Genomic DNA, 24,625 nt, shown 5'->3' with positions numbered 1-24,625 from the left:
GACAAGGCAGGCGAGCGCGAGCCGCTGCTGTCCATACGCGGCCTGCGGGTCGGGTTCCGGCGGGCCGGCAGTCAGTTCGAAGCGGTGCGCGGCATCGACCTCGACGTCGCCAAGGGCGAAGTGGTCGGCATTGTCGGCGAGTCCGGCTCGGGCAAGTCCGTTGGCATGCTCGCCGCGCTCGGCCTGACCTCCAAGAACGCGGTGGTCACCGGCTCGGTCCGCTTCAACGGCGATGAACTGGTCGGCAAACCGGCGCGCGAGATGCGCAAGATCAGGGGCGCGCGTATCGCCATGATTTTCCAGGACCCGCTGTCCTCGTTGAACCCGGTGATGACCGTCGGCGCCCAGATCGCCGAGGCGGTCAGGCTGCATCAGCGCGTGACGCGCAAGCAGGCGATGGCGCGCGCCGTGGAACTGCTCCATCTGGTGGCGATCCCGCAGCCGGAGCGCCGGGTCAACCAATATCCGCACGAATTCTCCGGCGGCATGCGCCAGCGCGCGGTCATCGCCATGGCCGTCGCCAACGATCCAGACCTGTTGATCGCCGACGAGCCGACGACGGCGCTCGATGTCACCGTGCAGGCGCAGATACTGTCGGTGCTGCGCTCGCTGCAGGAAAGGCTCGGCCTCGGCCTGGTGCTGATCACCCATGATCTCGGCGTCGTTGCCGGTCATGCCGACCGCGTCGCGGTCGTCTATTCCGGCCGTGTCGTCGAACAGGCTAGCGTGTCCGAGCTGTTCGCCGACCCGCGCCATCCCTACACGCGCGGCCTCATCGCCTCGATCCCCAATCTCGAGGAAAGCCGCGAGCGGCTGTTCTCGATCGATGGCTCGCCGCCCGCACTTGGCCGCTTGCCGGGCGGCTGCGCCTTCCATCCGCGTTGCATCTATGCCGAGGCGCGCTGCCGGGCCGAGGATCCGCCTTTGCATGATATCGGCGGCCGCTTCTCGGCCTGCCACTTCGCGACGACCTTGCCGCCCTTCCACAGCGCCGCGCTGGCGGCGGCAAGCCTGGACAGTGGAAGCGTGGCCCCATGAGCGCAGCGGAGCAACTCCAGGCGGAAACCAAACCGGCGCCGGCGCTGTCGGTTCGCCATCTCGTCAAGGACTTTCCGGTTCGCGGCGGCCTCGTCTTCGACCGCGCCATTGCCCATGTCCGTGCGGTCGCCGATGTCTCGTTCGACGTAGCGTCAGGCGAAACGCTGGGCCTCGTCGGTGAATCCGGTTGCGGCAAGTCGACCCTCGGGCGCTGCCTGATGCGGCTGATCGAGCCGACCAGCGGCGAAAGCTGGTTCCGTGGCCAGAACCTGCTCGCCCTCAACCACGAAGACATGCGCCTGATGCGGCGCTACATCCAACTGGTCTTCCAGGACCCCTACGGGTCGCTGCATCCACGCATGCGCATTGCCGACAACATCGCCGAGCCGCTGCGCATGAGCGACATGTCGGCGGCCGACCGCCGCGCGCGCGTCGCCGAGCTGCTCGAACTGGTGCGGCTCAATCCCGAGCATGGCAAGCGCTATCCGCACGAACTCTCCGGCGGCCAGCGCCAGCGTGTGGTTATCGCGCGCGCTCTGGCCCTCAACCCGCAAGTGGTGATCCTCGACGAGCCGGTTTCGGCCCTCGACGTTTCGGTGCAGGCGGGCGTGCTCAACCTGCTCAAGGATATCCAGCAATCCTTCGGCACCTCCTATCTGTTCATCGCCCATGACCTGTCGGTGGTGCGCCACATCTCGCATCAGGTCGCGGTGATGTATCTCGGCAAGATCGTCGAAATCGCGCCCGCGGCCGAGCTTTATTCCAGGGCGCTGCATCCCTACACCCAGGCGCTGCTGTCGGCGGTGCCGCTCGCCAACCCCGAAAAGGAGCGCAAGCGTGAGCGGATCGTGCTGACCGGCGACGTGCCGAGCCCGCTCAACCCGCCATCCGGCTGCCGCTTCCGCACGCGCTGCTTCAAGGCGCAGGCGATCTGCGCCGCCGTCGAACCGCCGCTCGATCCGGCCGGTGGGTCGCATCGCGTAGCCTGCCATTTCCCGGAGCCCGTCAACACGTTCAAGACCGTCTGACCGGTCCTCACGGTTGCTGTACCCACGAAGGATATCATCGTGACTGAAGCCCAGACCGACGATGCCAGCACGTCAGGCCGCGCACGCTTGCCGCTCGAAAGCATCAAGGTTCTCGATCTCTCGCGCGTTCTGGCCGGACCGTGGGCGACGATGAGCCTTGCCGACCTCGGCGCCGAGGTCTGGAAAATCGAGAACATCGATGGCGGCGACGACACCAGGGCGTGGTCGGTGCCGAGCTACAAGGGTGTTTCCACCTACTATCTCTGCGCCAATCGCGGCAAGCAGAGCATCGCACTCGACATGAAGAGCCCGCAGGGGCTGGCGATCGTGCGCGAGCTGGCGGCGAAGGCCGACATCGTCGTCGAGAATTTCCGCTCCGGTACCGCCGATCGCCTCGGCGTCGGTTTCAAGGAACTCAGTGCGTCGAATCCGCGGCTGATCTACTGTTCGATCTCCGGCTACGGCCAGACCGGCCCCGATGCCGGACGGCCCGGTTACGATTTCGTCATGCAGGCCGAAAGCGGCCTGATGGCCATCACCGGCGAGAGCGATGGCGAGCCGATGCGCGTCGGCGTCGCCATCACCGATATTGTCTGTGGCATGGTCGCTACGCAGTCGATCCTGGCGGCGCTTTTCGAGCGGTCGACGACCGGCAAGGGCCAGTTCCTCGACCTGTCGCTGATCGACTGTGCGCTCAGCCTGCTGATCAATGTCGGCAGCGGTTACCTCAACACCGGCCGCGAGGTCGCCCGCTATGGCAATGCCCATCCGACGGTTGTTCCCTACCAGATATTCGAAGCTTCCGACGGTGGCTTCGCGCTGGCCGTCGGCAACGACCGTCAGTTTGCGGCTCTGTGCGAGCAGGTCGTGCACCTGCCACATCTGGCTGGGGATGCGCGCTTCATCAAGGCAGGGGCGCGCGCCACCAACCGCGAGGCGCTGATCCCGCAGCTGGCGGCCGCCTTCAGGACCAAAACACGCGACCATTGGATGGCGGCTTGCGCCGCCGCCAGCGTGCCGGCCGGCACGGTAAAATCGATACCGGAAGTCTTCGACAGCCCCAATGTGCGCGAGCGCGGCCTTGTCCACACCTTGCCGCATCCGCATCTCGGCTCCGTCGCCATGGTGCGCCCGGCGCAGGGACTTGCAGCGCAATTGACCGCCGACTTCACGGCGCCGCCGATGCTGGGTCAGGACACGCAAGCCGTGCTGGCCGACGTGCTCGGCTACAGCGCCGAGACCATCGACCAGCTGATCGGCACCGGCGCCATCGGCGTCTATGCGCCGGCCGCCGAGCCTGTCCCCGCCTGATCTTCACGGAGCCCGACATGTACAAGAACGTGCTGCTGCACATAGATGGCGCGTGGCGCTCGGCCCGAGATGGCCGCACCATGCCGATCGTCAATCCGGCGACGGAGGCCGAACTCGGCTCGCTCGCCCATGCCGGTATCGACGATCTCGACGAGGCGCTGGCCGCTGCCGCAAAAGGGTTCGAAACATGGCGCCGCGTCTCGCCTTTCGATCGCTCCAAACTGATGCGCAAGGCCGCCACCATCCTGCGCGAGCGCAACGAGCACATCGCCACGCTGATGACGCTTGAGCAAGGCAAGCCAATCGCCGAATCGCGCATGGAGGCCTTTGCCGCCGCCGACATCATCGACTGGTTCGCCGAGGAGGCTCGACGTTCCTACGGCCGCATCGTGCCGGCGCGTCTTGAGGGCGTCAGCCAGTCGGTGGTCAAGGAACCCGTCGGCCCGGTCGCCGCCTTCACCCCGTGGAATTTTCCGCTCAACCAGGCGGTGCGCAAATTGTCGGCCGCATTTGCCGCCGGCTGCTCGATCATCATCAAGGGGCCGGAAGAAACGCCGGCTTCACCCGCCGAACTGGTGCGTGCCTTTGTCGATGCCGGGCTGCCCGATGGCGTCTTGAACCTGGTCTATGGCACGCCGTCGGAAATCTCCGCCTATCTCATTCCGCATCCGGTGATCCGCAAGATCTCCTTTACCGGCTCGACGCCGGTCGGCAAACAACTGGCGTCGCTTGCCGGCCTGCACATGAAGCGGGCGACGATGGAACTTGGCGGCCATGCGCCGGTCATCGTCCTGCCCGACGCCGATCTCGACCGCGCCGCACGCTCGATGGTCGCATCCAAATTCCGCAATGCCGGGCAGATCTGCGTCGCGCCGACGCGCTTCCTCGTCGACCATGCGGTCTATGACGAGTTCGTCGGCCGCTTCGCCGAGGCGACACGCCAGATCAAGGTCGGTGACGGTCTTGCCGAAGGCACCACCATGGGGCCGCTCGCCAATCCGCGCCGCGTGCAGGCGATGGAGGACCTGGTCCACGACGCCGTGCAGAAAGGCGCCGAACTCGTCACTGGCGGCAAGCGCATCGGCAATTCAGGCTATTTCTTCGAGCCGACCATCCTGTCGGGTGTCGGGACAGATGCCCGCGCCATGAACGAGGAGCCGTTCGGCCCGCTGGCGCTGATGACTCCGGTCGGCGGTCTCGACGAAGCCCTGGCCGAAGCCAACCGGCTGAATTACGGCCTTGCCGCCTATGGCTTCACCCGCTCGGCGGCGAGCGCGGCAAAGATGTCGTCGGGTATCGCCAGCGGCATGGTGTCGATCAACCATTATGGTCTGGCGCTGCCGGAGGTGCCGTTCGGCGGCATCAACGATTCCGGCAACGGCACCGAAGGCGGCGCCGACGCGCTGGAGAGCTACCTCAACAGCAAATTCGTCTCGCACCTGCAGGTCGATTGAACGGTTACGGCTTCTGCTGACCGTAAGTCTTGTAGCGCCCGCGAATGGCGGCGAGCTCGGTGCCCTCGATCAGCACCGGCGTGCCGGCGCTGCGCGCCAAAAGATACTGCCGCGCCAGGGTTTCCAGCTTGATGGTGCGGATGAGCGCCATGTCGAGATCCCCGCCGAAGGCGATCATGCCGTGATTGGCGAGCAGGCAGGCCGTGCGGTCCTTGAGCGCCACGACGGCGACCTTGGCCAGTTCGCTTGATGCGAACAGCGCATAGTCCGAGCAGCGCACATCATCGCCGCCGAAACCGGCGACCATGTAGTGGAACAGCGGCAACGGTTCGCGCAGGCACGATAGCGCCACGCAATGGTCGGGATGGGCATGCACCACGGCGCCGGCCTCGGGAAAAGCCTTGTAGATCTCGGCATGCATTTCCCATTCGCTCGACGGCCGGAATGCGCCGTCCCAGGATCCATCGAGCTGCATCGCCACCATCTGCTCCGGCCGCAGGGCGCTCGTGGCTATTCCCGTCGGCGTGATCAGCATGCCGCCTGTCGTGCGCACGCTGATGTTTCCGGTGGTGCCGACATTCATCCCACTGGCGTCCAGCGTCTGCGTCGCGGTGATCAGGCTCGTGCGCTCGATTTCGAGATTCATCACGATGCTCTCCTTGCCGGGGGCCATGTGTCGATTGCCGGTGCGATGGCGCTCGGCCGTGTCATGTCTTGCAGAACGTCGGTGAAGATATCGGGGCCGCCGAGCTTTCCCGATTTCAGCATCAGCGCCAGCGGATCGGATGGCAGGCCGGGGAGGTGGGCGATGGCGCGCGACAATCCCGGGCCCTGATAGGCACCCATGGCGATGCGGTCGATGCCGAGCGCCTTGACCACCGAACCGGCGGTCTCGCCGCCGGCGACGACGAGCCGGCGTACGCCGAGTTCGCGCACCAGAATCTCTGCAATCCCGGCCAGGATCTTTTCCGCCTTTGCCGCTACCGCCTCGCGGCCATACGCCTGCTGCAGCGTTTCGACCGTCGCTTGCGGCGCTGTCGTGGCAATGGCGATCATTGCACCGGGCAAATGGCGCTCGGCAAAGGCGCGCGCTTCGGCTGTGACATCGGCGCCGGCAAAGGCTCTGGCAAGGTCGATCGTCAGCAATGGATTGTTTTGCGCGAAACGTTCGAGCTGTTCGATGGTGCGGTCGGCGACGCTGCCGGCCAGCACCGCTGCCGGGCCGTTTACGGCCGGTAGGCTGGCGGCAACGAGCTCGCTGGATGTCAGCAGCCCATGCGCCAGCCAGGCCGGTGGCAGATGCGCCGCGACCGAGGAATTGCCGGTCATCAGCGGCAGGTCGAAGGTTGCTTCCGCGATCGCCGCCAGGTCACGCTCGCGGATCGTGTCGGTGACCAGCAGCGTCTCGCCGCGCGCGCTGTGCTCTCGTATGGCGTTGCGGATCGCCACGGCGCCGGCATCGACGACGAGATAGGGCACCAGCCCGACCTTGCCCTTGCTCTGCGCCTGCAGCACGCGAACCAGATTGGAATCGGTCATCGGCGTCAGCGGATCGAAGCGCTTGGGCGATTCACCCAGCAACTGGGCGCCGCCGAACATATGCCCCTGATAGACGGTGCGGCCGGTCTCACACAGCGCCGGGGTGAACAGCGTGACGCCGCCGCCAAGCCGCTCAAGCAGCGCTTCGGCGCAAGGGCCGATGTTGCCTGCGGGGGTGGAATCGAAGGTGGCGCAGTATTTGAAGAAGATCTGCCGCGCGCCCGCTTCCACCAGCCGGTCCGCCGCCTCCAGCACCTGGCGCACCGCATCGCTGGCCGCGATGACGCGGGTCTTCAGCAGGATCACATGGGCAAGACTGCCTGAAGGGATCGGCGCCTCCAGCCCGACCGTGCATCCCGTTGGAATGCCGCGCGCCACGAGCATCGACGCCAGCTCGGTGCCGCCGGTCAGGTCGTCGGCTATGGCGCCGAACAGGAGGGAAGGCATCGACGCGGTCATGCGGCCCGTCTCGTGTCTGGCCGTTTCTGGGCTGCTTGTCTCATGTCGGTGGTCAGGCCATTCGTGGTATCATATACACAGGCCACGCGACGCAGGCGACGCCTGCGCTGTTGCAAGGACGGAGAGCGGATGTGACTGCTTCTATCGCGCCGATCGCGCGCGACAATCTGACGACGCGTGTCTACGAGGAGCTTCGCCGCGCCATGATGGAAGGCCGTTTCTGGCCGGGCCATCGCTTCAAGATCCGCGACCTCGCCGCCAGCCTTCAGGTGTCTGAGACGCCGGTGCGCGAGGCGCTGATGCAGCTGGTGCGCGAAAAAGGACTGGAGATGGAGGCCGGCCGCTCGATCACCGTCGCCCAGCTGTCGCTGGCCCAGTATCTGGAGCTGCGCAGCATCAGGCTGCATCTCGAAGGCATGGCCGGCGCGGCGGCGACGACGCGCATCGAGCCGCGCGAGATCGACCGCCTGGCGGCGGTGCATGACAGGCTGATCGCCGACGAGGACAATGGCCGCTGGTTCGAAGCCGTCCGCGACAATTGGGAATTCCATCACTCGATCTACCAGGCGGCGCAAATGCCGGAGCTGCTGGCGATCATCGAGGGCATCTGGCTGCGCAACGGACCGCTGGTGAACTACCAGTACCCGCACGCCAGGCCGACCTATGACGGCCGCCACCGGCATCTCGACATCCTCGACGCGCTGCGGGCGCGCGACGAGAACGGCGTGCGCAAGGGCATTCAGCAGGACATGATCGAAGGCGGCCGCCTGCTGGTCAAGGTTCTCGAACGGTTGAACGATGGCGCGGTCACGCCCGAGGAGCTGCGCCGCGCCGCGCAGAACGGCCGGCTGGTGTCGGCCGCCGGCTGAGCGGGTTTTTCTCCTCGACCGCATCGGCGCCGGTTCACGCCACCTGCGCGGCTGCGGCCATGCCGGCATCGGCAGCCTGCAGGGCGAGATCTATGTCTTTTGCGGTGTGCGCAGCGCTCAGGAACATGTTGTGCCGGGGATGGAAATAGGCGCCTTCGCGCAACGCCGCAGAACAGAAGGCGTTGGCCAGCTTGAATTCGGCATCGCCGTCGAACAGCACCATCGGCATCGACACCGGACCTGTCTGTCGCAGCGAAAGACCGTGCTTCTTCGCTGCAGCATCGAGGCCTGAACGTAGCCTGTCGCCGGCCTCAGTCATGCGGGCGATAGCGTCGGTATCGCGCAGCGTGTTGATGGTGGCGATCGCGGCGGCCATGGCGACGGCGCCATACCAGAACGAACCCGTCACATAGACCTTGGTCGCGGCCTCGCGGAACCGGTCGGTGCCGGTGATCGCGGCAAGCGGATAGCCATTGGCGATCGCCTTCGAGAAGGCGGAGAGATCCGGCCGAACACCGAGCGGCTCCCAGCTGCCGGCGAGGTCGATGCGGAAGCCGGCGCGCACATCGTCGACGATCAATGCTGCGTCGGCGGCGGTGGTCAGTTCGCGCGCCCGTCTGGCGAAGGCGGCGGTCGGCAATTCCTGGTCGCGGGCGATGTCGTGCCGGAAGGCGGTGACGACGACAGCAGCGAGATCGTCGCCGGCCTGCTCGACGGCTGCCTCGAGGCTGGCAACGTCATTGTAGTCGAAATGGATCAGATGGGCGCGGTCCTCGGCAGTGACGCCGGCGAGCGAAGGCGTGCACCACGGCACGGCGCCGTGATAGGAGCCGCGCGCGACCAGAACCTTGCGACGGCCGGTGCCGGCGCGGGCGATCGTCACGCAGGCGGTGGTGGCGTCGGTGCCGTTCTTCTGCAGCATTGCCCAGTCGGCATGCGCGACGGTCTTGACCAGCAGCTCGGCCAGCTCGACCAGCACTTCGCCGGGGCCGTTCATCGCATCGCCCAGGCGCCGCTGCCGCTCGGCCGCCGCCTCGACCGCCTGATGATGATGGCCGAGAATGTTGGGCCCCCAGCTGCACATCAGGTCGATGTATTCGCGGCCATCGACGTCCCAGACCCGGCAGCCGTCGGCGCGTTCGAAGAACTGCGGATAGGCGGAGCCGAGATAGCGCGTCGCCATGTGTCCCCACATGCCGCCCGGAATGACCGAGGCCGCACGCTCGCGCAGCAACTGGTCCTTGGAATTGATCAGGGAAGGCATAGCGAGGTCTCCGCTCATTGATATATCATATATGGACTTTGGTGTTGGAAGAACAGGATTTGCTGGCCTTCCGTGATGGAGAACAGGGAGGCGGCTGTCGCCTCCCTGTATTGTTTCGCTCAGTGGCTGAGTTCCGCCAACGGCAGGTTGCAGCAGGCGCTGTAGCGCACACCCTTGACGTCCGACTTGTAGGCCAGGATCAGGTTCGGGCTGATCAGCGGCAGGATGATCCTGTCCTTGATCATTTCCTCGCCGGCCTGGTGCCACAGCTTGGCGGCCTCGTCGCCGCTTGCCGCAAGGGCTGCCTTGTAGATATCCGCCTCCTTCGGGTTGAGCACAGACGGGTCGCGCTCCGCACCGGCGCGGCGCGACCACGGGCTGCCCTTGGTCATGGCGAAATAGTCGATGTATTGCGAGGTGCCGTAGTAGTCCGGCGCGTAGAACACCGCCGTCATCGGGATGCCGTCGCCATTGACGCGTTCGCGCCAGTTGGCGAAGGGGATCGGCTGCAGGTCGAGCTTGATGTTGATCTTGGCCAGATCCTGCTGGACCTTCTGCATCAATAGCGAGAGATCGACGCCGTAGACGTTCATGCCCGGGAAGGCAGCTTCCATCTCGAACCCGTCGGCATGGCCGGCCTTGGCCAGAAGTTCCTTTGCCTTGGCGACGTCATAGGGCTGCGCCTCGAAGCCCGAACCACCGGGGAAGCCAAGCGGGATCGGCGCGCTGATCAGCTGGCCCTCGGAGCCGATGGTGAAGTCCAGGATACTCGGACGGTCGAGGCCGAGCGAGATCGCCTCGCGCACTTCGGGCGTCAGCGGAACCTTGTTGGCCTTGGCGCCCGGCGACAGCGCCACATAGATGAAGTTGTAGGACGGCACGGTCTCGATCTTGACGTCGCTGCCGGTCATCGTCTTGGCCGTATCCGGGTCGATCTGCATGGCGATGTCGGCGGTGCCGCTTTGCAGCATCTGCGCCTGCGCCACCGCATCCTTGGTCTGCCGGATGACGACTTCGCTCAGCGCCGGCGCGGTGCGCCAGTATTTGTCGTTGCGCGCCAGCCGCAGTTCCGAATTCGGCTCATAGGACTTCAGCACGAACGGTGCGCTGCCGGCCGAATGCGCCAGGAACCAGGCCTCGGCATTGTCTGTCGTCGAAGCGTCCGCATCGGCCTTGGCGCCGGCTTCGGAAGCAACCTTGCTGTTGACGACCGCGGCGTAGGGCGCCGCCGCGATGTTGAGGAATTCGGAGCTCGGCGCGACCATCTTGACGACGACCGTATGCGCGTCCGGGGTCTCGATCGAGGCGACATTGTCCATCAGGAACGAGGCGCTGCCCTTGAGGTTCTTCAGCCGCTCCCAGGACCATTTGACATCCTTGGCTTCGACCGGCGAACCATCCGAGAATTTGGCGGCCGGGTCGAGCGTGAAGGTGAAGCTGCTCTGGTCGGCATTGCCTTCCCATTTCGACGCGAGCAGCGGGATCAGCTTGTTGTCCTTGTCCAGCGTCAGCAGCGATTCATAGACGCTGGAATTGTAGATCTGGCAGGTGTCGCAGAAGGCGCGGTGCGGATCGAGCGAGTTGAGGTCGATGTTGCGCGCGATGACCAGCGGCTTGCTGTCCTGCGCGAAGGTGGCCGGTGCCCAGAAGGCGCTGGTGGCCAGCAGCACCGCTGCCAGCATCGTCGCCCTGGTCTTGTTTCTCGGTAGGATGGTCATGTCAGTTCTCCCATTTTCTTGTCGGATCTTTGTGGCAATGCGTTCGCTCTATCCACCCACGGCAGTGAGGGATTGAAGCGCGGCCTTGAGCTTTTCAGCGCCGCCCAGTGCGGCGCGGTTGAGCGGGGCCGATACGACGGGAGCCGAGAGGCTTCCCGTCACATGCAGGATCTCATGGTCGAGATAGTCGAACACGCGATCCTGAATCTCTTGTGTCAGCCGTCCGCCAAGCGACAGCCCACGCTGCACCTGCTCGACGACGGCCACCCGGTTGGTCTTGCGGATCGAGGCTTCCACCAGCGGCCAGTCGAGCCCGGTCGGGTCGAGGCTGCGCAGGTCGATGATCTCGGCGTCGATGCCGGTCTCCTCGACCACCTGGCTGGCGACGGCAACCATGCTGGCGCTGGTGAGCAGTGTGCAGGCGCTGCCCGGCCTGACGATCTTCGCCTTGCCGAGCCGCACGCAATAGTCGCGGTCGTCCGTCGGAACAGGACCCTCGCTCGGGAACAGTTCGACATGCTCGATGACGACGACCGGATCGTCGCATTTCAAGGCGGAATTCATCAGGCCGATATAGTCGAAGGGCGTCGTCGGGGCGACGATGCGCCAGCCTGGGAACAGGGCGAACAGGCCGGACGGATCGCCCGAATGCTGCGAGCCGTAGCCGGTGTGCGGCGAGACGCGGACCCTGACCACGATCGGCACCGGAAAGCCGCCGCCGAACATATGGCGCACCTTGCTGACCGCGTTGAACAGCTGGTCGGCGGCAACCAGGCAGAAGTCGCCGAACATGATCTCGACGATTGGCCGCAAGCCGCAAAGCGCTGCACCCAGCGCAACGCCGACAAAACCATTCTCGGCGATCGGCATCGCCAGCACGCGCTCGGGCCAGCGCTCCAGCGCGCCCTTGGTGGCGCCCGAAACGCCGCCGCGCAGCCGGTGCACGTCCTCGCCCATGATGATGATGCGCGGGTCCTGCTCCATGGCGCGGGCAATCACCTCGGAGGCGGCAACCATGAACTTGACCGGCCTGGTGTCGGCCGCCGGCACATCCTCGATCTCGAGGAAACGCTCATCCCTGAGTTCGGAAAGATCGCCGCGTATCTGGTTGTCGATGTCGCTTGGGTTCGGCCACAGATGGTCGGGAATGCGCAGCGCGTTGCCACTCATTTCGGTGAGCGAATCGGCGGCGGTGTTGACCACCTCCAGGACGCGCTGGTCGAGTGTGCCGAGGTCGGAAACGTTCAGAATGCCCATCGTCTTCAGGCGAGCCGCCATGGTGGCAAGCGGGTCACGGGCTTTCCAGGCGTCTTCCTCGGCGCGCGTGCGGTAGCCGAATTCGCTGCCCGGGCGGGCGCCGCTCTGATGTAAAAACCGGTAGCAAAGCGCCTCGACCAGCACCGGGCCGCCTTCTTCCTCGATCGTCCGGCGCGCTTCGCGCATGGCGTGATGGACCGCCACCACATCCATGCCGTCGCATTCGATGCCACGAAAGCCGAGCATGGGTCCGCGCGAGGCCAGCCGCGTCTCGCGCGTCTGCTCATTGATGTGCGTCGAGACGGCATAGAGATTGTTTTCGGCGAAAAAGATCACCGGCAGCCGGTAGAGCGCGGCGATATTCATCGCCTCATAGGCCGGTCCCGCCATCATCGTGCCGTCGCCGAAGAAGGCGACCGAGATGTTGCCGGTGCCGAGCAGCTTGTCGGCGAGCGCGTAGCCGGCCGCGTGCGGCAGGTTGCCGCCGATGATGGCGCTGGTGCCAGGAATCCCTGAAGCATCGTCACGCATATGCATCGAGCCGCCACGGCCGCCGCAATAGCCTGACTTGAGGCCCATGATCTCGGCCATCAGGCCGCGAACCGATCCCTGCATGTCCGGATTGAAAGCGTCGCCCAGCGGGTCGAATCCCCTGGGCGTCTGCGCGTTGACCAGCTTGGCCAACACCTGGTGATGGGCGCGATGGGTGCCGTTGATGCGGTCGCCGGTGCCGAGCACGGACATCGCGCCGACCGCCGTCGCCTCCTGGCCGATGCTGGCATGCGCCGGACCATGCACCAGCCCGGCGTTGGCGAGATCGAGCACTTTTTCCTCGAAACGGCGGATGAGCAGCATCTGGTGATACCAGCGCACCAGGCTCGAAACCTCGGCGTCGTTCCAGTCCGAATCGTCGACGTCTAGCCGCAACCAGGGCGCCGATGGCTGGATCGATGTCTGCTGGACCATGTCAGCTATTTCCGTTCTGGTAGATGATATATCAAATATTTTCTCAGTCGATTGGGCCGTTCGTTTTTCCTGGGCACGGCACTGGCTTGCGGGCACCGAACAAATGGAATTAAATTTCATTTTCTGTGCGAAGCCGAGACTAAGCCGGGACGCCGCCGTTCCGCAAGAGGAATTTTGAAGCCTGCTTTCGGGTCATTCCACTCTTGAAACCGAATGCCAGATTGCGGTGAAATCAACGCCTTAAGCGGGCATGTCGGCACCCGTCCCCGGATGACGGCGTCAGATTTCAGGTGCGATCCCGCGTCGGTATGATATAATCACACCGATGTTATAGGAGAAATCATGGCCGCTACCGAAAAACGCACCTTCAGCCTGCCAACAGAGCAGGCTGCTTTCATCGACCAACTCGTTAAATCGGGAACCTACGCGACCAGCAGCGAAGTGATCCGCGCCGGGCTTCGTGCCCTGCAAGAGCGCGACGCGGCTGTTGAGCGCTGGCTGCGCGAGGAAGTCGTGCCGACCTATGACAGATGGAAGGCAGACCCAAACGGGATCTCGCGGGAAGAAATGGCAGAGCGGGCGCGAAAACGCCACGAGGCGCGCATGCAGAGGGATGCGTGAAGCAACGGACTGTCATTTATGCCGCCAAAGCCGGCGACGATCTCGACTGGATTTACGACACCATTGCGGACGCCAGCAGCGCCTTCACGGCTGATCGCTACGACCAACGCATCAGGGCATTCTGCGAAAACCTTGACTACGGCTCTGAGCGAGGTTCGCGTAGGGATGACCTGCGGCCGGGGCTTCGCGTAATCGGATTTGAGCGCCGCGTCACCGTTGCTTTCATCGTGGAACCTCACCAGGTGGTGATATTGCGCGTGTTCTATGGCGGGGCCAATTGGGAGGATGAGCTGTAATCCGCGACGGGAAAGAGTCATGAATCGGATGGTCGCGTGAACCCCGGCTAGCGATCCGCTTGGTGCTGGAAGAACTGCAAAAACAATTCTCGCTCCGTGGTGATGTCGAGCTTCTCGTAGATGCGCCGGCGATGGTTCTTGACCGTGCCGACGGTGATGCCGAGGCGCTCGGCGATGTTCGCCGTCGGATGGCCGGCAAGGATCAGCTGGACAAGTTCCCGCTCCCGCAGCGACAGCTCCGGCCACAGGCTGGCTGGAATGGTCGGCTCCTGCCGGGGCGAGGCGCCGGGGCCTGTCGGCGCCGACGTGCGGGAGAATTCGGTTCCGCGCGCCTTGATGTCGAGCGCGTGCAGCGCCTCGAACACCGGCAGCCGCTCATCCAGCAGGGCGATCTCGCTATCCTTGAATGTGGTGGTCGAGCGGTCGAGGAAGATGCCGAGGCAGCAGTCGCCGCCATCGGCCAGCATGATGCCGACCTCGTCGCAGATCTCCGACTGCGCCAGGAAGCCGGCTATGTACTGGCCGCGCTTGGCCTCGTCGTCGGCGAGCCGTTTCAGCGGCATGATGCCGAGCCTTCGTTCGCGCCGCCACGAGGCATAGAACGGGTCGAAGACGTAGTAATTGTCGAGATAGCGCCGGACCATTTCATCCGAGAAGCGCCGGTGCTTGATGAATTCGGGTGTCTGCGTCGCCGAATAGCGCGTCACCGTGACGAGGTCGTGCTCGATGTCGGCGCCGATCAGGTCGATCAGGCAATCGACATGCCTGTCCGTGCCGGTGGCGGCGATCGCCTTGGCGAGCGGCGCCCAGATATTGCCCATGCGCATGCCCTTTTCTCGGCGATCCCAGCCCAACCGTCATTGTGTCTTTAGGCATATGGCGCGACGCCGCCTGTCGAATCTAGCCTGGCGTCAACCTAGACCAGATCCCGAGGCGACCGTGACCCAACCCAATCTCACCGCCCCCATCGTCGGCAACCCAATCGTGATTGGCATCGACGCCGGCGGCACCATGACCGACACGATCCTTGTCGATCAGGACGGCCACTTCAAGATCGGCAAGTCGGCGACCACGCCGAAGAACGAAGCCGAGGGTTTTCTGGCTTCGGCCGAGGACGCGGCGGATGCCTGGGGCATCTCGCTGGAATCATTGTTTTCCGGCGTCAACGTCGTGCTCTATTCCGGCACCGGCATGCTCAACACGCTGTTGTCGCGCACCGGGCGTCGGCTCGGCCTGATCACCACCAAGGGCCTGGAAGACATGATCCTGATGGGCCGCGGGCTGCAGGCCTGGGCCGACTATTCCTATGCCGACCGGCTGCATGCCGTCACCCATCACCATCCCGATCCGCTGGTGCCGCGCCGCCGCACGCATGGCGTCACCGAGCGCATCGACCAGTTCGGCGACATCGTGCTGCCGCTCTACGAGCATGAGGTCTCCGCCGCCGCCAAAAAACTGATCGCCGACAAGGTCGAGGCGATCTGCATCATGACCATCTTCTCGCACGTCAATCCGGTGCACGAGAAGCGCATCGCCGAGATCTGCCGCGAAGAGGTCGACAAGGCCGGCGCCGACATCATCGTCTACACCAGCCACGAGGTCCGCCCGGTCATCCGCGAGCAGTCGCGGCTGAACTCGGTGCTGATCGAGGCCTACGCTACCTCGCGTGGCCGCAAGCAGCTCAAGGGCATCGAGGACGTTTCGAAGAAATACGGCTTCAAATATGGCGTGCAGACGCTGCTCTCCTTCGGCGGCCTGACCTCGATCAACCACCCGCGACTGCACGAAACCATGATCTCAGGCCCGATCGGCGGCATCCTCGGTGCGGCCTATGTCGGCAAGCTGATCGGCAACGACTCGCTGATCTGCTCGGACATGGGCGGAACCTCTTTCGACATGGGCGTCATCACACGCGGCCAGACGCGGATCGAGAACGAGCCGCTGATGGATCGTTTCAAGCTCAACGTGCCGACGCTGCATCTCGACACCATCGGCGCCGGCGCCGGCATGATCCTCAAGGTTGATCCCCTGACCAAGAAGGTCTCGCTTGGGCCGGAAAGCGCCGGCTCGGATCCCGGTCCGATCTGCTTCGATCGCGGCGGCACCGAACCGACCATCGCCGATTGCGACGCCATTCTCGGCCGCCTTAACCCGCATTACTTCCTCGGCGGCAAGGTCGTGCTGCAGGTCGAAAAGGCGCGCCGCGCCTTCCAGGAGAAATGCTCCGACATATTGGGCGTCGGGGTGGAGGAAGCCGCCGAAGGCATGATCGACATGCTGGAATCCGATGCCAACAACGCGCTGCGCCGCGTCATCTCGGGCCAAGGCATTCATCCTTCGGAGTTCACACTGCTGTCCTATGGCGGCTCCGGTCCGCTGCATCTGGCCGGCTGCTCCAGGGGCATAGGCTTCAAGGACATCATCACCTTCCAGTTCGCGGCCGCCTTCTCCGCCTTCGGCTGCACCACGGCCGATTTCATGCGCCGGCATTCGGTGTCGACGCAGCACGACATTCCGTCACGCGCCGACGAGGCGACGCTGGCCGCCTTCGGCGCAAAGGTCACCACGGTCTGGAACGACCTGACCAAGGCCGCGGTCGACGAGATGATCGCCGACGGCCACGCGCGCGAAAAGATCAGGACCGTGCCGTTCCTGATGATGCGCTACACCGGCCAGCTCGAGGATGTCGAGGTGATGGCGCCGCTCGCCGAGGTCAATTCGGCCGACGACATGCGTAGGGTTATCGACGAGTTCGAGGCGGTCTACGCCAAGGTCAACCATCGCGTATCGCGCTATGGCGAAGCCGGCTTCACCATCACCGAACTCGGGCTGATCGCCACCGCCGACAAGGTCAAGCCGGTGCTGCTCAAGCGGCCGCTCGGCGCCTCCAATCCGGCAGCCGCCCACAAGGGCGTGCGCGAGGCCTATATTGGCGGACGCTGGCATAAGGCCAATCTCTATGAGATGGACCAGCTGCAACCCGGCCACGAAGTGATCGGCCCGGCCATCATCGAACATCCCGCCACCACGCTCGTCGTTCATCCGCTGGATCGCGTCCATGTCGATGAATGGACGCTGCTGCACTACACCCACGCTTGAGAGGGCGACCGCCATGTTGGACAAACCTGCCTCGGCCCTGCGCCTTCGCGAAAGACTGCTCGATTCCGAGCGGCTGATGGAAGAGACCGGCTGCTATGACGGCATCACGGAACTCACCCTGCGCAACCAGGATCCGCTGAAATTCGAGACGCTGCACACCAAGCTGCGCGCCTATTGCGTCTCGGCGCGCGAAATGGCCCGCCGCATCTCGGCCTCGCCCGGCGTGCGCGAGGTCGGCGAGATGGTGGTCGCCATCTACACGCCCGAAGGCGATGCCATCGCGCTGTCCAACGGCATCATGGTGCATGTCCATACGATGAGCCGCTTCATCAAATGGATGATCAAAAACGGCTACGAGGAAAACCCGAAGATCCGCGAAGGCGACATCTTCGCCAACAACGATGCCTTCATCGGCACCGTGCAGGTGCCTGATGTCATGGACGTGGTGCCGATCTTCCATGAAGGCACGCTGGTCGGCTGGGCCGGTGCGGTCTGCCATGAGCTGGAAGCCGGCGGCATCACGCCGGGCGGCGACGTCTGCTTGGCGCAGGAGCGCTTCACCGAAGGCCTGTTCGTGTGCGCCGAGAAGATCGGCGAGAACGATGAGATCCGCCGCGACTATGTCATCCGCTGCGAGCGCAATCTGCGCATGCCGATCTACTGGGTGCTCGACGAGAAGGCCAAGGTCGCCTCCTGCATCGACATGCGCGAAAGCGTCAAGCAGTTGATCTCGGAGATCGGCCTCGACTACTGGATGAAGGTGTCGAAGGAGTTCATCGAGGAAGGCCGTCGCGCCCAGCTCGCCCGCACCCGCCAGCTCACCGTGCCCGGCATCTATCGCGGCCACACTCTTTACGGCCACGTCACGGCGGGAAAGCCCGGCTTCCAGCTGCTCGGCGATCCCGACTGGCTCTACAACATCCCGATCGAGATGGAAATCACCACCGACGGCAAGATCACCATGGACTTCGAGGGCACGCAGCCCTGGGGCTATCATTCGATGAACTGCACGCCGGCCGGCATGGATGGCGGCATGTTCGTCACCTTGACCCAGCACATGAATTTCGAAGGCCTGGTCAATGACGGCGCCTGGATGGCGACCGAGCTGAAATTGCCGCACGGCACCTGGACCAACCCCGACAACGAGATGGTGGCCACCGCCACCTCATGGGCCTTGCTGCTGCCGGCCTACGGCGTCTTCCAGCGGCTTTTGTCGCGCAGCTTCGTGGCGCGCGGTTATGTCGAGGAGGCCTTCGTCGGCCAGGTCAACAGCCCGATGATCGAGATGGGCGGCGAAAGCCAGTACGGCACGCCGTTCGGCATGGCGCATTTCGAGTGCGCCGCCGCCGGTTCCGGTGCACTGGCCATCAAGGATGGTCTCGACACCGCCTATGTCGGCTGGAATCCGGAATCCGACATGGGCAACATCGAGGTCTGGGAACAGTCGATGCCGATGGTCTATATCGGCCGCTCGATCGTGCCCAACTCCGGCGGGGCCGGCAAATATCGCGGCGGCTGTTCGTTTGTCTCGACCTGGCTGATCAACAAGACTTCGCATCTGCGGCTCCACACCTCGGAGCACTCCTCGCGCGTGTTCGACAATGCCGGCATGTGCGGCGGTTATCCCGCGCCGACCTGCCAGAAGCATCGCGCGGTGCGCAATTCCAACATCCACGAACTGGCCGCAAGAGGCGAACCGCTGGCGCATGCGCCCGGCATCGACCCGCATGTCTCGGATTACGAGCGGAACATCGGCGGCGACCATGTTGTGGTCGAGGGCCCCTACATCACCTCGCCACACAAATCCGGCGATATCTTCAGCCATTCCTACAATGGCGGCGGCGGCTATGGCGACGTGCTGGAGCGCGATCCGATCAAGACGGCCTGGGATGTCGAGAACGGCTTTCTCACCCGCGAAGCGGCGGACCAGGTGTTCGGCATCGTGCTGGAGGACGATGAGGACGGCTATCCCGTTGCCGATATCGACGCCACGGTCGAGCGTCGCGCCGCCATGCGCAAGGAGCGTCTGGCCAAGGCGATCCCGGTTTCGGACTGGATAGCCAAGGAGCGTGGCCGAGTCGAAAAGGCCGACTTCGCGCCGGAGGTGAAGAAAATGTACGCCAGCGCGATCAAGCTGTCGTCGCGCTTCACCAGGGATTTCAGCGATTTCTGGAACGTCGACGCGAAGTCGATCTTCATGCCGGGAGCAAAGCCATGACCTCGTACAGCAAGGAAGTCCTCGGCGATTTGGCCGCCGGCAAGCTGCCCTGGCCGCAGACAAGGCGCATCATGAGCGCCTACAAGGATGATGACCGCTTCTTCAAGATGGTCGCCGTCTATCAGGACCGCGTCGCCTGGAAGGATCCGATCCTGCTGCCGGTCTCGGATCACCTGTTCATCTGCCAGAGCGGCGATGGGCGGATAACCCGCTGCGAATGCGGCCATTCCTTCGGCGACTATCGCAAGAACTGGAAGCTCAACGCCGCGATCAACGTCCGCAACACCGAGGAGGCGCTGCGCGAGATCTATCCCAACAGCGATCTCCCCGATCCCGAATGGATGGAAATCCGTGAATTCATCTGCCCGGAATGCGGCACGCTGCATGAGGTGGAAGCGGCGGCGCCCGGTTATCCCATCGTCCACGATTTCGAGCCCGACCTCGAAGGCTTCTATCGCGAATGGCTGGGCAAGCCGCTCTAGGAAACATGAATCGCTGTCGATGGAGGCTGGCCGGTATGATTGCCAAATCCGGTCAGGCCTGATTGCCTGCCCGGAACAAAGCGGAGACCGTGCGCCATGAACAACCTTTCCGGCCGCAGCGCCATCGTCACCGGCGGTTTCTCGGGCATGGGCTTCGCCATTGCCACGGCTTTGGCCGAGGCCGGCGCCAACGTTGCCGTCGGCTCCTACATCGCGCCGCCCGGCTCTGACAGGTCCGATGCCGCCTACTATCCAGGCGTGGACGAGATCGAGCGTGTGCGGTCTACCCTTTCAGCCCATGGCACCAAGGTTTATGCCGCCCATCTCGACGTGCGCGACAGCGACGTCACCAATCGTTTCGCGGCGGACGCCGAAGCCGCCATCGGACCGGCGGACATCCTGGTCAACGCCGCGGGCACCACCGCCGAGCAGCCGGTCTGCGGCCATTCCGACGCGCTGTGGGACAAGATCGTCGACACCAACCTGACCGGCGCCTTCCGCGCCACCCGCGCGGTTCTCCCCGGCATGATCGAGCGCGGCTGGGGCCGCATCGTCAATATCGGCTCGACCGCCGCCTCGGTCGGCTGGAGGGACAACCCTGCCTACTGCGCGTCCAAGGCCGGCCTTCTCGGTCTCACGCGCTGCGTGGCACTGGAAGGGGCCGCGCATGGCGTCACCTGCGTCATGATCAGCCCGACCTGGGTCGAAACTGAACTGATGCGCCGCAACGTGGCGCAAGTCGTCGAGCGCGAGGGCAAGGGGCGCACCGCTGAGGAAGCGATGGCCGAGATCGCCAAAGGCAACCCGCAGCAGCGCATGCTGCAACCGCAGGAGATCGCGGCTCTGGCGGTCTTCCTGTGCTCGGACCTGGCCATGGGCATCACCATGGAAAACATACAGATCACCGGCGGAGCCCTGTGGTAGCGTTTGCGCCGACAGGAGACAGAGCCTGATCCAGGCCATCAGGCCGGACGGACCTCTCCGCAAATGCCGCGCTGTAAGACAAGGTGACCGGATTTGCCATTGAGCGCCGGGCGCGATAGGTTATATTGCACTGCACAATGGAGACGCCGTTTATTGCACGACCATGTTTGCGCAGATTCCGGCCGGCTCATGGCTTGCCGGCCCTGGGTCGCGTCGGCGGGACTCTGAGATGAAGATTCCAAAGTCCCTGCTGATCGATCCCGAGAAGAACTCTGTCTATGGTGCCTTTGCCGTAGCCGTCTCGATCTGGGCGTTTTCCTATTCGGTCATTTTCGGCCAGGTGCTGATCCTGGCCTACTATGCGGTCTGGCTTCCGCTCATCATGGTCGACTACAGGCGGTTCCTGCGGCATCTGTCCAGCGCCTGGCTGCCGCTGCTGTTTGCCGCCTATGTCTGCTTCTCGGTTTTCTGGTCGCAGGCTCCCGGCGTCACCGCAAGGACGTCGGTCCAGTATTTTTCCCATATCGCCTGCGCATATGTCGCCGCGCGCACCGTCAGCGTGCGCACGCTGACCATAGGGGCGCTGGTCGGGATATTCGTCGTCCTTCTCTATTCGCTGAAGGTCGCGAACTATTCCGAGGACGTTCTCGACGGCACCGTCAACTTTGTCGGCGCCTTCGCCTCCAAGAACCAGATCGGCTTTGTCGGCTCGCTCGGCATCTATTTCTGCGCCGTCTTCCTTGCGTTCTACAGGCGCGGCCGGCTGAGCTTCATCCTGGCGGTGCCCGTCGTGCTGCTGTCGGCCTATGTGCTGGTCGTGTCGCATTCCGCCACCTCGATGGCCTCGATACCGGCGGTTCTGGCGCTGGTGGCGCTTCTTGCCATGAGCAAACTTCTGTCACGACGCTATCGCCGGGTGATCTTCCTGATCGGCGCCGGCCTGCTGGTCGTGACTGCCTTCGTCGCCTTGAATCTCGGGCTGATGGACTTCGTCCTCGGCCTCTTCGGCAAGGATTCGACACTCACCGGGCGGACCTATCTGTGGGAGCAAGGCTGGAACGCCGTGCAGAAATCGCCGATTCTCGGCGTCGGCTATGCCGCCTATTGGGTGCAGGGCTTCGCCGAAGCCGAGCGGCTGTGGAACGAGTTCTACATCACCACCCGCACCGGCTTCCACTTCCACAACACCTATATCGAAGCCCTCGTCGAGCTCGGCTTCGTCGGAGCGACGCTGGTATCGCTGATCATGCTGCGCACGCTCTACGGCCACGTTTCGGCGGTGATCTTCAGGACATGGCAGGCGGATTCGGTGATCCTCTTCGGCGTGATGGTGCTGCTTTTGATCCGCTCCTTCGTCGAGGTCGAGATACTCAACCCCTACATCATGGGCTCTTTCCTGATGTATTTCAGCTTCTTCAAGCTGGCGCGGCTGCCCGTCGTCACTACCCGCACGCGGCGGTCGCAGGCCCTGGAGCCGGCGGAGGCGGCCAGGGGCGAGGCCGACTGGCCCCGGCATGCCGGCCGTCCGGCGGCGGCCGGTCGGTCATGAACTATCATCTCGCGGGCTGAAGGGAGCGGCCGTCCCCTTGAGCAGGCATGTGCTCGGACGGGAAGCCTCGATCCGGAGACGGTTATTACAGTTTCCGCAGGGAGATGTTCAAACAAACTGAGCCAGAGCCTCATCCCGATTCTATCGGGGTGAGGCTCCGGCTCGAAACACTGGATCGTGTTGGAAGTCGGACTACTGGCTGGCCAGCGGCGCCAGCTTGACCTTGATCACATCGCCAGGCAGCACCAGTGTGTCTTCCTTGGCGGCGATTTCGCTGGTCTTGCCGTCGACATTGCGCACCAGTGAATAGAGCAGGGTGGGCTGCTGATCATTTGTCATAGCGGCCGTCGTCGCGGGATCGGTGGCCTGGGCTATCAGGCCCTTCTGCATATTCGCCTTCAGCGCGGCCTCGTTCAGGTCGGCTTCGGTCTGCTGCCGGTCGGTGGCGAGACTTGAGCTCAAGGTGTTCTGGGCATCGATAGCGTCCTGCTTCGCCTTGCTGATCGCCTGCTTGGCGGTGAGGATGGCCGTTTCGTAGTCCAGGATCTTACCCTGCAGGTCGGCGACCGACTGCCGCGAATCCAGCAGCCGGGCGTTGGCGATCAGGCCTTTCTGCGCCAGCGGGCCGATGCTGGTGAGTTGCTGCTGTGCCAGGTCGACCTGCTGCTGCTGGTTGACGATCTTCTTCTGCAGCGATTCGATCTCGGATTCCAAAACCCCTTTCAGATCGTCGAGCGCCTCGAGTTTCAGCTTCAGCGCCTTTTGGTCAGCCGTCAGGATCGTCATCTCGTCCGCGACGATGGCTGGCAGTCTCGGATCGCCCTCGGCCTCCTTCGGCACGTCGAAACTCGCCTTGCCGGCCATGTCCGCGTCGATGCGGGCGCGCCTGACGATCAGCCGAATGCGCTGGTCGTCAGAGATATCGAAATTGCCCTTGGCGGTGACCAGGTCCTTGCCGAGCTGGGGACCGTAGTCGGCGTTGCGCCGGATGCCTCCGGCGACGCTGATGGCCTTCAACACTGTCAGATCGGGTACAAAAGGAAACTGGCCGGGGTTCTGGACTTCGCCCGAAATGTAGAATGGCCGGAACTGCGCCATCTCGACCGAGGCTTCCGGTCTGTCTGACAAAGCGAGCTTTTTCTGCAAAGCCTCGCCGATCGCCGTTGCGATTTCGGACGTGGTCTTGCCGGATGCCGGCAGTTCGCCGGCGAACGGCACCGACAGCGTGCCGGATGGACCGACCGTGTACTCGCCGTTCACCGCCGACCAGTCACGGAATGTGCCTTCCACGGTCTGCCATTCGGCAACGCGGATGGTGAGCTTGTCCTGCGATCCGAGGCGGTAGTCGCCGGCAGTGGCGATGTGGGGCACGACGAGCGACACGGCAAGGCATGTGGCCAGCAAACGCGCCCGCCGTAGGCGGCCGGAAACCGGGCCGCTGCGAAAGGCTTCGAACATATCTGTTTTCAACTGAACGTTCCGATCCGCTTTAGCCCCATCGCCCGATGAGCTTGCGTCGAATGGCCGGCGCCAATGTCTGGCATTGGCCACCGGCTGGTCAGTAAGAGCCGCGCGACATCCACACGGCCGGGACGGTCTTGATGATGATGCGAACGTCCTCGAACAGCGACCAGTTCTCGACATAGTGGCGGTCGAAGGCGACGCGGCTGTCATAGGATACGTCGTTGCGGCCGCTGACCTGCCACAGGCCGGTCAGGCCGGGGCGGGATTTCAGGTAGTAGACGGCGGATGTGCCATAGATCTCCAGTTCGTCGCGCACGACTGGACGAGGCCCGACAAGGCTCATGTCACCTTGCAGGATGTTGATGATCTGCGGCAGCTCATCAAGGCTGAGCTTCCTCAGCACCGCGCCGACGCGGGTGACGCGCGGGTCGTTCTTCAGCTTGCGGGTCGCTACCCATTCCGCGTTGGCGTCCGGGTTGGTGGCGAGATAGGTTGCCAGCACCTTGTCGCCGTCCGGAACCATGGTGCGGAACTTCAGGCAAGGAAAAACCCGCCCGCCGCGCCCGATTCGCCGGTGGCCGTAGAAAATCGAGCCGCCGTCGGAAAACTTGACGAGCAGCGCTATCATGACAAACAGCGGGCTGAGGGCGATCAAGCCAATCAGTGAACCGGTGATATCGAAGCTGCGTTTGAGCAGGCCGCCGATCGGCGGCGGAAAATCGATGTCAGCCTGCGAAAAGCTCGCGGTGGCTGACTTGGCAGCGTCCCTCATGCCGTAAACTCCATGCGTTGAACGAATGGTTCACCACACGATACCAAAAAAATGTTGCAGCGCAACACACAATTTCCCACCCCGTTGAAATAGTCGCGTCATGAATTGACTAAATAATAAGCTAGACATGCACAAATTTCGGGATGTTTAGCACATTTGTGACAATAAACGGGCAGCGTTGAAAAAATAAGGACATTTTCGGGGCGGTTTTTAGGCAGGCCTACCTATCTGTCGAGATGTGGCGCACGTTAGTGCTTTAGCAAGCCATGATACTCGGGAAAAACCATATAAAATACT

Annotated in this window: 20 protein-coding genes; 12 read left to right on the top strand and 8 right to left on the bottom strand. The window is 63.9% G+C overall.

Annotation, left to right across the window (positions count from 1 at the left end; all coding sequences use genetic code 11):
* Window positions 1-24 precede the first annotated feature (24 nt).
* From HB777_26640 to HB777_26625, 4 genes are all read left to right on the top strand, one after another.
* Window positions 25-1,038: an ABC transporter ATP-binding protein gene (locus HB777_26640; protein ID QND68917.1), complete on the top strand. Its 1,014-nt coding sequence runs from the start codon at window positions 25-27 to the stop codon at window positions 1,036-1,038.
* The gene (locus HB777_26635) at window positions 1,035-2,066 is read left to right on the top strand and encodes a dipeptide ABC transporter ATP-binding protein (GenBank protein QND67145.1); all 1,032 of its coding nucleotides are present in this window, start codon (window positions 1,035-1,037) and stop codon (window positions 2,064-2,066) included. The genes HB777_26640 and HB777_26635 overlap by 4 nt, the downstream gene beginning before the upstream one ends.
* An 87-nt stretch (window positions 2,067-2,153) precedes the next feature.
* The gene (locus HB777_26630) at window positions 2,154-3,377 is read left to right on the top strand and encodes a CoA transferase (protein QND68916.1); all 1,224 of its coding nucleotides are present in this window, start codon (window positions 2,154-2,156) and stop codon (window positions 3,375-3,377) included.
* Between the two features lie 17 nt (window positions 3,378-3,394).
* Window positions 3,395-4,831, top strand: coding sequence for an NAD-dependent succinate-semialdehyde dehydrogenase (locus tag HB777_26625; protein ID QND67144.1), 1,437 nt, complete (start codon window positions 3,395-3,397; stop codon window positions 4,829-4,831).
* Window positions 4,832-4,835: 4 nt separating this feature from the next.
* Here the strand turns inward: HB777_26625 and HB777_26620 are convergent, their stop codons facing one another.
* The gene (locus HB777_26620) at window positions 4,836-5,477 is read right to left on the bottom strand and encodes a class II aldolase/adducin family protein (GenBank protein ID QND68915.1); all 642 of its coding nucleotides are present in this window, start codon (window positions 5,475-5,477) and stop codon (window positions 4,836-4,838) included.
* Window positions 5,477-6,829, bottom strand: coding sequence for a four-carbon acid sugar kinase family protein (locus HB777_26615; protein QND67143.1), 1,353 nt, complete (start codon window positions 6,827-6,829; stop codon window positions 5,477-5,479). The genes HB777_26620 and HB777_26615 overlap by 1 nt, the downstream gene beginning before the upstream one ends.
* Window positions 6,830-6,960: 131 nt before the next feature.
* Here HB777_26615 and HB777_26610 point away from each other — a divergent pair, with 131 nt between their 5' ends.
* Entirely contained in the window at window positions 6,961-7,698 is a 738-nt protein-coding gene (locus tag HB777_26610) for a GntR family transcriptional regulator (GenBank protein ID QND67142.1), read from the top strand.
* Between the two features lie 34 nt (window positions 7,699-7,732).
* On the opposite strand, the gene HB777_26605 is transcribed toward HB777_26610, so the two are convergent.
* The 3 genes from HB777_26605 to HB777_26595 form a co-directional block, all read right to left on the bottom strand.
* Window positions 7,733-8,953, bottom strand: coding sequence for an aminotransferase class III-fold pyridoxal phosphate-dependent enzyme (locus HB777_26605; protein QND68914.1), 1,221 nt, complete (start codon window positions 8,951-8,953; stop codon window positions 7,733-7,735).
* 128 nt (window positions 8,954-9,081) lie between these two features.
* Window positions 9,082-10,644, bottom strand: a complete 1,563-nt coding sequence (locus HB777_26600; GenBank protein QND68913.1) for an ABC transporter substrate-binding protein — start codon at window positions 10,642-10,644, stop codon at window positions 9,082-9,084.
* A gap of 84 nt (window positions 10,645-10,728) precedes the next feature.
* On the bottom strand, window positions 10,729-12,903 hold the full coding sequence (locus tag HB777_26595; GenBank protein ID QND67141.1) for an MFS transporter: 2,175 nt from the start codon (window positions 12,901-12,903) through the stop codon (window positions 10,729-10,731).
* 342 nt (window positions 12,904-13,245) lie between these two features.
* Between HB777_26595 and HB777_26590 the strand changes: the two genes are divergently transcribed.
* Both HB777_26590 and HB777_26585 read left to right on the top strand, forming a co-directional pair.
* Entirely contained in the window at window positions 13,246-13,524 is a 279-nt protein-coding gene (locus tag HB777_26590) for a type II toxin-antitoxin system ParD family antitoxin (protein QND67140.1), read from the top strand.
* Entirely contained in the window at window positions 13,521-13,820 is a 300-nt protein-coding gene (locus HB777_26585) for a type II toxin-antitoxin system RelE/ParE family toxin (GenBank protein QND67139.1), read from the top strand. Before HB777_26590 ends, HB777_26585 begins: the two co-directional genes overlap by 4 nt.
* Window positions 13,821-13,867: 47 nt before the next feature.
* Here the strand turns inward: HB777_26585 and HB777_26580 are convergent, their stop codons facing one another.
* Window positions 13,868-14,647, bottom strand: coding sequence for a helix-turn-helix transcriptional regulator (locus tag HB777_26580; GenBank protein ID QND67138.1), 780 nt, complete (start codon window positions 14,645-14,647; stop codon window positions 13,868-13,870).
* 157 nt (window positions 14,648-14,804) lie between these two features.
* On the opposite strand from HB777_26580, the gene HB777_26575 reads away from it, so the two are divergent.
* From HB777_26575 to HB777_26555, 5 genes are all read left to right on the top strand, one after another.
* Window positions 14,805-16,919 carry a hydantoinase/oxoprolinase family protein gene (locus tag HB777_26575; protein ID QND68912.1) on the top strand — a complete coding sequence of 705 codons (2,115 nt, stop codon included), beginning with the start codon at window positions 14,805-14,807 and terminating at the stop codon, window positions 16,917-16,919.
* Between the two features lie 13 nt (window positions 16,920-16,932).
* Window positions 16,933-19,137: a 5-oxoprolinase gene (locus HB777_26570; GenBank protein ID QND67137.1), complete on the top strand. Its 2,205-nt coding sequence runs from the start codon at window positions 16,933-16,935 to the stop codon at window positions 19,135-19,137.
* The gene (locus HB777_26565) at window positions 19,134-19,619 is read left to right on the top strand and encodes an acetone carboxylase subunit gamma (protein QND67136.1); all 486 of its coding nucleotides are present in this window, start codon (window positions 19,134-19,136) and stop codon (window positions 19,617-19,619) included. The genes HB777_26570 and HB777_26565 overlap by 4 nt, the downstream gene beginning before the upstream one ends.
* A 96-nt stretch (window positions 19,620-19,715) precedes the next feature.
* A complete protein-coding gene (locus HB777_26560; protein QND67135.1) occupies window positions 19,716-20,543 on the top strand; it encodes an SDR family oxidoreductase in 828 nt (275 codons plus the stop codon).
* Between the two features lie 229 nt (window positions 20,544-20,772).
* Window positions 20,773-22,092, top strand: a complete 1,320-nt coding sequence (locus HB777_26555; protein ID QND67134.1) for an O-antigen ligase family protein — start codon at window positions 20,773-20,775, stop codon at window positions 22,090-22,092.
* A 192-nt stretch (window positions 22,093-22,284) separates the two neighbouring features.
* Here HB777_26555 and HB777_26550 read toward each other — a convergent pair whose 3' ends face one another.
* Together HB777_26550 and HB777_26545 are read right to left on the bottom strand one after the other, a co-directional pair.
* Window positions 22,285-23,550 (bottom strand): sugar ABC transporter substrate-binding protein, encoded by a 1,266-nt coding sequence (locus HB777_26550; GenBank protein ID QND67133.1) that lies wholly within the window; start codon window positions 23,548-23,550, stop codon window positions 22,285-22,287.
* Between the two features lie 100 nt (window positions 23,551-23,650).
* A complete protein-coding gene (locus HB777_26545) occupies window positions 23,651-24,328 on the bottom strand; it encodes a sugar transferase (GenBank protein ID QND67132.1) in 678 nt (225 codons plus the stop codon).
* Window positions 24,329-24,625 lie beyond the last annotated feature (297 nt).

This window comes from Mesorhizobium loti (genome assembly GCA_014189435.1).
Lineage (GTDB): Bacteria > Pseudomonadota > Alphaproteobacteria > Rhizobiales > Rhizobiaceae > Mesorhizobium > Mesorhizobium loti_G.
This window is presented reverse-complemented; position numbering and strand designations above follow the sequence as displayed.